This is a genomic window from Streptomyces muensis (genome assembly GCF_021474425.1).
Taxonomy (GTDB): Bacteria; Actinomycetota; Actinomycetes; order Streptomycetales; family Streptomycetaceae; genus Streptomyces; species Streptomyces muensis.
The window spans coordinates 1-9,155 of sequence record NZ_JAKEIP010000301.1 but is presented as its reverse complement, the minus strand read 5'-3'; the positions used below and the strand labels follow the sequence as shown (position 1 = coordinate 9,155).

The window sequence follows — 9,155 nt, the reverse complement described above, 5'->3', positions numbered from 1 at the left end:
GTCCCCACCCTCACCACCTGGCACGGTCCCGGCGCCCCCGCCACCCCGGACGACATCCACCGCACCGCCGCCGACTTCGTACAGCTCGCCGCCGAGCGTTACGACACCCCGACCACCGAACTGCCCGCCGTGGTCGACGTCCTGGCCCGCACCCTGCTCGCGATCGGCGAGGTCGGTCTCACCGACGCCGAGGCCGTACGGCTCGGCCCGCAGGACTACGCGCGCCGGCTGCGCGGAGCGGTGCAGGGCGCGGACCGGGCCCTGACCCCGGAAGCCGCCTGGTTCCACGACGCGTTACTCGTCTCCGTCTGTCTGCACGTCCTGCACCACCTCGTGCGACGCTCCCCGTACATCCAGCGCCGGCTGCCCGAACGCGCCAGCCGCATCGCCCAGTTGGTCGACCTCGACGACGCCCAGGCGGCGGCGCGCCAGCCGGAGCGGTCTCGGGAGGACGCGGAGTTCGAGGCCCGGTACGCGGACTGGGTGGTACGCCGGCACGGCTGGCTGACGATCGTCGGTGTGGACTTCCCCAACGCGCCGGACCGGTGGCCGCTGGAGGAGACGTATCTCAGCCTGGAGGCCGAGGAACGCAGCGGCGGCGACGCGGACGGGCAGCGCGCCGTGCTGCTCGCGGACCGGGCGCTGGAGGACCACGAGCGGGTGCTGCTGCGCGGTGTCGCGGGTTCGGGGAAGACGACCCTGGTGCAGTGGCTGGCGGTGGCCACGGCCCGGGCGGGTTCCCGCGTTCCCTTCGTGCTTCCCGTACGACGCTTCGCCCGCGAGGGCTTCCCGGCGCCGGACGACCTGCTGCACGCGATCCGGCACCCGCTCGCCGACCGGGCACCGGAGGGGTGGGTGGTGCGCACCCTGCTCGCGGGCCGTGCCCTGCTGCTGGTCGACGGGATCGACGAGGCGCCGGAGAAGGCGCGCGGCGAACTGCGCGACCGGCTCCGCCGGCTGCTGCGCATCTTCTCCGGCAACGGCTGCCTGGTCACCTCGCGGCCGTCCGCGGTGGAGGACGGCTGGCTAGCCGAGCAGGGGCTGGCCGACGAGGGGTTCGTGGAGCTGTCGCTCGCCCCGATGTCCCGGGACCGGGTGACGCGGTTCATCCGGGACTGGCACTCGGCGGCGCGCCGCGACGAGCTGAGCCGCGGGCAACGGGACAAGCGGGAGGAACTGGAGGAGTACGAGCAACGCCTGCTGCACTCCGTACGGATCTACCGCGAGCTGCGCCAGCTCGCCACCAACCCCCTGATGTGCGGCCTGATCTGCGCGCTCAACCGCGACCGGGCCGGGTCGCTGCCGCACGGCCGCAAGGAGCTGTACGACGCCGCCCTGGAGATGCTGCTGCAGCGGCGTGACCCGGAACGGGACGTGCTGTACGCCGACGATGTGCGGCTCCAGCAGGGCACCCGGGAGCGGCTGCTGCAGAAACTCGCCCACGCCATGCTGGAGGAGGGCGCCTCGGAGCTGCCGCGCCCGCGGGCGGTCGGCATCCTGGACGCGACGCTGCCCGCCATGCCCACCGCGCGCGCCCAGGGTGACGGCCAGGAGATCTTCCGCCATCTGCTGCACCGCACGGGGCTGTTGCGCGAGCGGTCGGGGGACTCGGTGGACTTCGTGCACCGCACCTTCCAGGACTATCTGGCCGCCAAGGAGATCGTGGCGCGCGGCAGGCTGCACACCCTGGTCGACCATGCCCACCGGTCCGAGTGGGAGGAGGTCGTCCGGATGGCCGTCGCCCATGCCCGCCCCGAGGAATGCGCCCGCTTCCTGGAGGAGCTGCTGGCGCCCGCGCCCACGCTGCGCCGCCCCCAGGTCAACCACCGGCGACTGATGGCCGCGGCCTGTCTGGAGCATGTCGCCGAACTCGACCCGGCCGTACAGCGGTTGGTCCACGACCGTACGAAGAACCTGGTGCGGCCGACGACCGAACTCGCTGCGCGCGGCCTGGGCTGGGTCGGGCCCATCGTCCTGGAGCTGCTGCCCGACCCGGGGCAGGTCCCCGACGACCGGCAGGCGCTGCTGCTCGCCGTCACCGCGACCGGTGTCCAGGACGACGCCGCCATCGACTACCTGGTCCATCTGCGCACCCGCTCCGCACTGCCGATCCGCGCGGAACTGGCCCGTGGCTGGCGGCACTTCGACACGGAGCGCTACGCCCAGGAGATCATCGCCCACCTCGACCCGGACGGTCTGTACTTCCCCGTCTCCGACACCGCGGAACTGGCGGCCCTACGGGACCTCGGCGGGCGCCCGCGCGTCCAGGTGGCCGGTGTGATGCGCGCCGAGGAGCTGTTGGCAGGCCTGGATCCAGGGCAGTTGACCCATCTCTGGCTCAACGCCGAACTGACCGACACGGACGTCTCCTGGCTGTCCCACTTCCCCCGGCTGCGCGTCCTGCGCGTCAACCCCCGTCTGCCGCGCGTGCGGAACGTGCCGGTTGGGGTCGAGATCACGGCACGCGAGGATCTGTGACGCTCGTCACGAACCCACACACGCCTATGTGAGCCGCGTCTCAACGTGAGCTACCGTCCGGTAACCCGCTGGTTCCCCGCAAGCCATCCCCACCCACGAGCATGCCCACGACACAGGCAGCGCACGGATGCGAGAGGACCCCCACATGAGCAGAGGCACCTGGACGCGCCGCATCGGCATGACCGCCGCCGCGACGATCGCCGTCACAGCGCTGACGGTCCCCGTCGGCGCCCAGGCCACGACGGCCACCGGCACCTCCACCGTCGCCACCGCCACGACGGCCGCCGCCGCCGAGGACGTCGACTACGACACCTGGCAGAAGGACTGCCAGGCGGTCATGGACCAGGCCCTGCCGTACCTGAAGCAGCGCATCGCCGCCACGAAGCCCGGTGAGAAGCAGGCGATCGTCTTCGACATCGACAACACCACCCTGGAGACGGACTTCGGCTTCAGCTACCCGCAGCCGGCCAACGGCCCGGTCCTGGAGGCCGCCAAGTACGCCCAGGAGCACGGCGTCGCCCTGTTCTTCGTCACCGCCCGCCCCGGGATCATCTACTCGGTGACCGACTACAACCTCAAGAACGTCGGCTACCAGGTCTCCGGCCTGTATGTGCGGAGCTTCCTCGACCTGTTCAAGAACGTCGCCGACTACAAGACCGCCCAGCGCGTCGCCATCGAGAGCAAGGGCTACACGATCATCGCGAACATCGGCAACAGCGCCACCGACCTGTCGGGCGGCCACGCCGAGAAGACGTACAAGCTGCCGGACTACGACGGCCAGCTGTCGTAAGCCCTGGGCATGCGAAAGGGGCCGGTGCTGATAAGCACCGGCCCCTTTCTTCGGCTCAACCCCCGGAGGGTCAGGCCTCCTTGCTCAGGTTCGGCCCGGTTCCACCGGCCGCCTGCTCGATCGGCGGGACGTCCGGCAGGGCCGACTTCTCCTCACCGCGGAAGGTGAAGGTCTTGGTCTCGCCCTCGCCCTCGGTGTCCACGACCACGATGTGACCCGGACGCAGCTCGCCGAAGAGGATCTTCTCCGACAGCGAGTCCTCGATCTCGCGCTGGATGGTCCGGCGCAGCGGCCGGGCGCCCAGCACGGGGTCGTAACCCTTCTTGGACAGCAGCTCCTTGGCGGACTGGGAGAGCTCGATGCCCATGTCCCGGTCCTTCAGGCGCTCGTCCACCTTGCCGATCATCAGGTCGACGATCCTGAGGATGTCGTTCTGCGTCAGCTGCGGGAAGACGACCACGTCGTCGACGCGGTTGAGGAACTCGGGACGGAAGTGCTGCTTGAGCTCGTCCGAGACCTTGTTCTTCATGCGCTCGTAGTTGGTCTTCGTGTCACCCGAGGCCGCGAAGCCCAGGTTGAAGCCCTTGGAGATGTCCCGGGTGCCGAGGTTGGTCGTCATGATGATGACCGTGTTCTTGAAGTCCACGACCCGGCCCTGGGAGTCGGTCAGACGACCGTCCTCCAGGATCTGCAGGAGGCTGTTGAAGATGTCCGGGTGCGCCTTCTCGACCTCGTCGAAGAGGACCACCGAGAACGGCTTGCGGCGGACCTTCTCGGTCAGCTGGCCGCCCTCTTCGTAGCCCACGTAGCCGGGGGGCGAACCGAACAGACGCGAGACCGTGTGCTTCTCGCTGAACTCCGACATGTCGAGGGAGATCAGCGCGTCCTCGTCACCGAAGAGGAACTCGGCGAGCGCCTTGGACAGTTCGGTCTTACCGACACCGGACGGGCCGGCGAAGATGAACGAACCACCCGGACGCTTCGGGTCCTTCAGACCGGCGCGCGTACGGCGGATCGCCTTCGACAGCGCCTTGACGGCGTCGTCCTGGCCGATGACCCGCTTGTGGAGCTCGTCCTCCATGCGCAGCAGGCGGGAGGACTCCTCCTCGGTCAGCTTGAAGACCGGGATGCCGGTGGCGGTCGCGAGGACCTCGGCGATCAGCTCGCCGTCGACCTCGGCGACGACGTCCATGTCGCCGGCCTTCCACTCCTTCTCCCGCTTGGCCTTGGCGGCCAGGAGCTGCTTCTCCTTGTCGCGGAGGGAGGCGGCCTTCTCGAAGTCCTGCGAGTCGATCGCGGACTCCTTGTCGCGGCGGACACCGGCGATCTTCTCGTCGAACTCGCGCAGGTCCGGCGGCGCGGTCATCCGGCGGATGCGCATCCGGGAGCCGGCCTCGTCGATCAGGTCGATCGCCTTGTCCGGCAGGAAGCGGTCCGAGATGTACCGGTCGGCCAGCGTGGCGGCCTGGACCAGCGCCTCGTCGGTGATGGAGACGCGGTGGTGGGCCTCGTACCGGTCGCGCAGACCCTTGAGGATCTCGATCGTGTGCGGCAGGGACGGCTCGGCGACCTGGATGGGCTGGAAGCGGCGCTCCAGGGCCGCGTCCTTCTCCAGGTGCTTGCGGTACTCGTCCAGCGTGGTCGCACCGATGGTCTGCAGCTCACCGCGGGCCAGCATCGGCTTCAGGATGGAGGCCGCGTCGATGGCGCCCTCGGCGGCACCCGCACCGACCAGCGTGTGGAGCTCGTCGATGAAGAGGATGATGTCGCCGCGGGTGCGGATCTCCTTGAGGACCTTCTTCAGGCGCTCCTCGAAGTCACCGCGGTAGCGGGAGCCGGCGACCAGCGCGCCGAGGTCCAGGGTGTAGAGGTGCTTGTCCTTGAGGGTCTCGGGCACCTCGCCCTTGACGATGGCCTGGGCGAGGCCCTCGACGACGGCGGTCTTGCCGACGCCGGGCTCACCGATCAGGACCGGGTTGTTCTTGGTACGGCGGGACAGCACCTGCATGACCCGCTCGATCTCCTTCTCGCGCCCGATGACCGGGTCGAGCTTGGACTCACGAGCGGCCTGGGTGAGGTTCCGGCCGAACTGGTCGAGGACCAGGGACGTCGAGGGGGTGCCCTCGGCAGGCCCGCCGGCGGTGGCGGTCTCCTTGCCCTGGTAGCCGGAGAGCAGCTGGATGACCTGCTGCCGCACCCGGTTCAGATCTGCGCCCAGCTTGACCAGGACCTGGGCGGCGACGCCCTCGCCCTCACGGATCAGGCCGAGCAGGATGTGCTCCGTGCCGATGTAGTTGTGGCCCAGCTGAAGGGCCTCGCGGAGCGACAGCTCCAGGACCTTCTTGGCACGGGGGGTGAAGGGAATGTGGCCCGAGGGCGCCTGCTGGCCCTGGCCGATGATCTCCTCCACCTGCTGGCGGACCGCCTCGAGCGAAATCCCGAGGCTCTCAAGGGCCTTGGCGGCGACACCCTCACCCTCGTGGATCAGGCCCAGGAGGATGTGCTCGGTGCCGATGTAGTTGTGGTTGAGCATCCGGGCTTCTTCCTGAGCCAGGACGACAACCCGCCGCGCGCGGTCGGTGAACCTCTCGAACATCGTTAATCGCTCCTCAGAGCGGTCAGGCAGTGGGGGGAACTTCCCCTCCCTGTCCTTCCGCAGCTTAGTCCCGCAAGCGGGGACCGCTCATTCCAACTGCCGACACCGTCGATGGCCTCCTGACCCGTGACGCCGACATCTGCTCCAACCCGATGGTGCGAGACGATGTTCCCGCAGGCCAGGTGGTTACCCTCACCATCAGTACGCCGATGGCGAACGTGAGACCCACTGTCCTGCGTGTCGCCCCCTCCCACTAGGGATGTCTTACCCGCTGGGACTGACACTCCATGCCGCGCCCCCTGGTTCCCTCCGCTACGGGCGAACAACCTTGCGCCACCCCACACCCCCGCGCGCCCCCTTTTTCGACACTCTCCGCTGTCGCCAGAACACCCAGCGTAACCCGTACGCCTTTTCGGTGGTTTCACCTGGCATGGCTGGCATGCGCCCCGCGACCCTCACGGACTCCGCCACGATCCCCCTCCCCCGTCGGCCGCTCGATCCGAGCGATCAGGTCCGTCGGTGGTACGAGAACGAACTGGGCTGGCCGCTGGTGCCCGGAGCACCCGGATCACCGCCGCTTCTCCGCATGGGTCCGCGCTTCGACGTCCTGGACGTCCCGGCCGAGGCGGGCCGCGCGGCACTGCGCCATCTGACGCCGGAATCGCCGGTGGCCGTCCAGGGCGACCGCATGCGGCTGCTCCTGGCCGCGGGCAGCGCGCAGGAGGTGCCGGGGGTGCTGGACTGGCTGGAGTGGGGCGCACTGCCCCTGGATCTGACGGCGCTCGGCGAGGGCGGTCTCATGGAGGCGCCCCGGCCACCCGGGCAGCGGCCGTCGACGGCCGTACGGCGTCCTGTCGATCCGGTGCCGGGGGAGGCCGTACGGCAGTGGCGTGCCGGCCTGCCGGGGCCCCGCGGGGTGCGGCCGCTCCCGCCGGACCGGTCCGCTTCGGTACAGGGGGCCGCCGTGTGGCTGCGACCCCCCGAGCCTGGGGGCGAGGTCGAGGCCTCGCTGCCGACGCTGTCGGCTCTGGGGGGCGGTGGGGGCGCCCCCGATCTCGTACGGGTTCTGGACACGGTGGCAACGCGGTGCCACCGACTGTGGCTGCGACGCACGTGCGCCCAGTCGTCGGCCTGTCCGTAGATCAGGCGTTGGCCTTCTCGTACGCCTCGCGAATGGTCGCCGGGACGCGGCCGCGGTCGTTGACCTCGTAACCGTTCTCCTTGGCCCACGCGCGGATCTGCGCGGTGTCCTGGCTGCCACCGGAAGCGGCGCGCGCCTTTCCACGCCCACCCGAGGCACGACCTCCGGTACGACGGCCGCCCTTCACGTAAGGGTCGAGAAGGCCGCGGAGCTTGTCCGCATTGGCAGTCGTGAGATCGATCTCGTACGTCTTGCCGTCCAGCGCGAACGTCACGGTCTCGTCCGCCTCGCCGCCGTCGAGGTCGTCGACAAGAAGGACCTGAACCTTCTGTGCCACCGGATTTCCTTTCATCGATAACTTGAGGGCCGGGGGTCTGCGGCGTCCGCCGTTTCGCCGTCCCCTGTTATATGCAGTACTGCAGTACGTCGGAAAGCAAACCGCTTTTGCTGGAAAAACACAAACCCCCGGGAGAGACCCACAGGCCGAGTGCGGTCCGGAAACATGCGCGTTTCGGACATAGGGCACCCGGGCACGGGCGGTCGGAGCGGAATACGCCTTCCGGAAGCTTGCGGAAGCCTTGGCGATGGGGGTGGTGAAGGCCGCGGAACGCCGAGGAAGCCCGGCGATCACAGATGCAGAAGCATGCGACTGTTGCCCAAGGTGTTCGGTTTCACTCGTTCGAGACCGAGGAACTCAGCCACGCCCTCGTCATAGGAACGCAGCAGCTCCGCGTAGACATCGGTGTCCACCGGTGTCTCGCCGATCTCGACGAAGCCGTGCTTGCCGAAGAAGTCCACTTCGAAGGTCAGACAGAAAACCCGTCGAACGCCGAGCCAGCGCGCGGTGTGCAGCAACTTCTCCAGCAACTGATGACCGACGCCGGCGCCCTTCAGTCCGGGCTTCACCGCGAGAGTGCGGACTTCCGCGAGGTCTTCCCACATCACGTGCAGGGCGCCGCAGCCGACGACCTCCCCGTTGTCGTCCCGTTCCGCGACCCAGAACTCCTGGATGTCCTCGTAAAGCGTCACCGTGGCTTTGTCGAGCAGGATGCGGCGCCGGACGTACTCGTCAAGGAGACGACGCACCGCGGCGACATCGCCGGTACGGGCCCGCCGGACGGTGATGGCTTTAGCGGTGACTTCTGGGCTCTCCGCCGCGGGGCTCTCGGCCGAGTGGCTCTCTGCTGACATGAGCGGACGCTATCGCCCGTCGGGCTCCTGCGCCGAGGCGGGGTTCTGATGGGCGGTATCGGGGCGGGTATCCGGCTCGGTATCGGCGCGGGTATGCGGGGCGGCCGTATCAGTGCCCGGTATCGGTGCTGCTCGTATCAGTGCTGCTCGTATCGGTGCTGCTCGTATCCGTACTCGTAACGCCTCGTGTATCGGGCGGTTGCGTGGGTTCGGGTGTTTCCGGGCCCTGGACGATGCGTACGGCGTCCCGCAGGGCGCGGCGCTGTTCGTCACTCATCATGCCGAAGAAGGCGACGAGTGCGGCGGCGGGGTTGTCGCTCTGGGACCAGGCCTCGTTCATCAGGGCGGCGGCGTAGGCGGCTCGTGTGGAGACCGCCTCATATCGATAGGCCCGGCCTTCCGCTTCGCGGCGTACCCAGCCCTTCTGATGGAGATTGTCCAAAACGGTCATCACCGTGGTGTACGCGATGGACCGTTCCTGTTGGAGATCTTCCAGGACTTCTCGAACGGTCACCGGGCGGTTCCACTTCCACACCCGCGTCATGACCGCGTCTTCGAGTTCTCCCAATGGGCGAGGCACAACTCAGCACAATAGTGGGAGATCTGGGTGTTGGCGTGCCGGACGGGCACTTTCTTCTGAAAACGGGAACAAAAAGGGCGTACGACTCGGAAAGCGTTGCGGCTCGGAGTCGTACGCCGGGTGCGGGCGTCCCGGTCTAGGCGTCCGGGGTCGGGGAGGCCTTGCGGGGGGCCTCCACGCGCGCGAGGGCGGCGTCCACGGCCGCGTCCTCCTTGGCTTTGTTGGCTCCGCCCTGGGTCTTCACGATCACCCTGATCACACCGATGAAGAACACGGCCATGACGACCGGGGGGAGGAGTGCGGAGACGTAGTCCATGCGTCCAGGGTAGCCAGGGGGCGGGGCGCGGGGCCGCCCCCTGGCTACCCTGGACGCATGGAC

8 protein-coding genes are annotated in these 9,155 nt (G+C 68.8%); 3 read left to right on the top strand and 5 right to left on the bottom strand.

The window, feature by feature from the left end; genetic code table 11:
- Positions 1–2,478 (top strand): NACHT domain-containing protein (locus L0P92_RS38475; RefSeq protein ID WP_234767777.1); only part of this gene is annotated, 2,478 nt, incomplete at its 5' end.
- A 145-nt stretch (positions 2,479–2,623) separates the two neighbouring features.
- On the top strand, positions 2,624–3,268 hold the full coding sequence (locus L0P92_RS38470) for an HAD family acid phosphatase (RefSeq protein WP_234767776.1): 645 nt from the start codon (positions 2,624–2,626) through the stop codon (positions 3,266–3,268).
- Between the two features lie 70 nt (positions 3,269–3,338).
- Here L0P92_RS38470 and L0P92_RS38465 read toward each other — a convergent pair whose 3' ends face one another.
- Positions 3,339–5,864, bottom strand: a complete 2,526-nt coding sequence (locus tag L0P92_RS38465; protein WP_234767775.1) for an ATP-dependent Clp protease ATP-binding subunit — start codon at positions 5,862–5,864, stop codon at positions 3,339–3,341.
- 430 nt (positions 5,865–6,294) lie between these two features.
- Here L0P92_RS38465 and L0P92_RS38460 point away from each other — a divergent pair, with 430 nt between their 5' ends.
- Complete coding sequence (locus L0P92_RS38460) at positions 6,295–7,005, top strand: SCO3374 family protein (protein WP_234767774.1); 711 nt, start codon at positions 6,295–6,297, stop codon at positions 7,003–7,005.
- A gap of 1 nt (position 7,006) precedes the next feature.
- Here L0P92_RS38460 and L0P92_RS38455 read toward each other — a convergent pair whose 3' ends face one another.
- The 4 genes from L0P92_RS38455 to L0P92_RS38440 form a co-directional block, all read right to left on the bottom strand.
- Positions 7,007–7,342 (bottom strand): histone-like nucleoid-structuring protein Lsr2, encoded by a 336-nt coding sequence (locus L0P92_RS38455; RefSeq protein WP_062725607.1) that lies wholly within the window; start codon positions 7,340–7,342, stop codon positions 7,007–7,009.
- 290 nt (positions 7,343–7,632) lie between these two features.
- Positions 7,633–8,196 carry an amino-acid N-acetyltransferase gene (locus L0P92_RS38450; protein WP_234767773.1) on the bottom strand — a complete coding sequence of 188 codons (564 nt, stop codon included), beginning with the start codon at positions 8,194–8,196 and terminating at the stop codon, positions 7,633–7,635.
- Positions 8,197–8,305: 109 nt separating this feature from the next.
- Positions 8,306–8,740 (bottom strand): BlaI/MecI/CopY family transcriptional regulator, encoded by a 435-nt coding sequence (locus L0P92_RS38445; protein ID WP_234767772.1) that lies wholly within the window; start codon positions 8,738–8,740, stop codon positions 8,306–8,308.
- 172 nt (positions 8,741–8,912) lie between these two features.
- Positions 8,913–9,092 carry a hypothetical protein gene (locus tag L0P92_RS38440; protein WP_234767771.1) on the bottom strand — a complete coding sequence of 60 codons (180 nt, stop codon included), beginning with the start codon at positions 9,090–9,092 and terminating at the stop codon, positions 8,913–8,915.
- Positions 9,093–9,155: the final 63 nt, after the last annotated feature.